The sequence below is a fragment of the Deinococcus pimensis DSM 21231 genome (assembly GCF_000519345.1).
In the GTDB taxonomy this organism is placed as follows: domain Bacteria; phylum Deinococcota; class Deinococci; order Deinococcales; family Deinococcaceae; genus Deinococcus_A; species Deinococcus_A pimensis.
Map to the genome: position 1 here is coordinate 3,022 of NZ_KI912631.1, position 1,188 is coordinate 4,209.

Consider the following 1,188-nt stretch of genomic DNA (forward strand, 5'->3'; position numbering starts at 1 on the left):
GAGCAGGCCGACGCGGCGTCCCGCGTCGGCGGCGCGCATGAGGGCGCCGCAGGCGAGCAGTTCGTCGTCGGGGTGCGCGGCGACGAAGAGCAGGTCGAGGGCGGTGCCGGGCGTGGCGGGTGCTGGGTGGTCCTGGGTCACGTCTCCCTCCCCGTGGACCTCTCGGTCCTGTGACGTTTGCCTCAGTGTGAAGGGAGGGCGCCCCCGCGAACGGCAAAGTCTCGCGCGGGGGCGCCCTCCCTTCACGTGTCGTCGCGGTTCTAGCCGCCCATGCGTCCGCTGCGGATGACGTCGGCGATGACGGGGGGGAGGTTCCAGGCGACGATGTCGAAGGCGGCGGCGTGGTAGTCGTAGGGGATTTTGTGGAGGTGGACGCGGACGTCGGTGGTGGTGATGTCGACGATGGCGACGTCGGCGCCGGGTTCGCGGTTGAGGCTGAGGCCGACGCTGCCGGGGTCGATGAAGAGGCCCTGGCCGACCTTGCGGAAGTAGGGGACGTGGGTGCCGCCGCAGACGACGACGCGGGCGCCGAGGTTGTCGAGGACGCCTTCGAGTTCGCGGTCGTCGGCGAGGAGGTCGAGGCGGGCGTCGGGGTCGTGGGGGCTGCCGTGGAAGTAGCGGACGCGGCCGAGTTTGGTCATGATGCGGCCGCCGGTGGGGAGGCGGCGCAGGAAGTCCATTTGTTCGTCGGTGAGCATCTTGCGAGTCCAGGTGAGGGTTTCTTCGGCGACGCCGGTGCGTTCGCCGCGTTCGGCGAAGCCGAAGGCGACGCGGGCGTCGCTGGAGCCCATGCTGCAGACCCAGCCCTGGCGTTGGATGACGTCGATGACGGCGCCGGGGCTGGCGCCGTAGCCGACGAGGTCGCCGAGGATGACGACGGTCTCGACCTGTTCCGTGGTGAGGAAGCGTTGGACGGCGTGGAGGGCCTGGACGTTGCCGTGGATGTCGCTGAGGAAGGCGATTCGCAAAGTAAGACCAGGGTACTACACACGCCTCTCTCATAAATAGGCGTTTTTGGTGTCTCACGCGGAGGCGGTAGAGTGTGCCGATGCCTGTGGTGCTGCTCTTGTCGTCGTTCGTGTTCGGGCTGCTGCTGGCCCTGGTGGGGGCGCCCGGCCCGTGGGGCGCGCTGGGGGTGCTGGCGGTGGTGCCGCTGGCGGGTCTGCTGGGGGTGGTGGCGCAGGCGCG

Annotated in this window: 1 protein-coding gene; it reads right to left on the minus strand. The window is 69.7% G+C overall.

All coding sequences use genetic code 11. The features are described 5' to 3' along the window. Positions 1–260 precede the first annotated feature (260 nt). On the minus strand, positions 261–968 hold the full coding sequence (locus DEIPI_RS0104170; RefSeq protein WP_027480953.1) for a metallophosphoesterase family protein: 708 nt from the start codon (positions 966–968) through the stop codon (positions 261–263). Positions 969–1,188 lie beyond the last annotated feature (220 nt).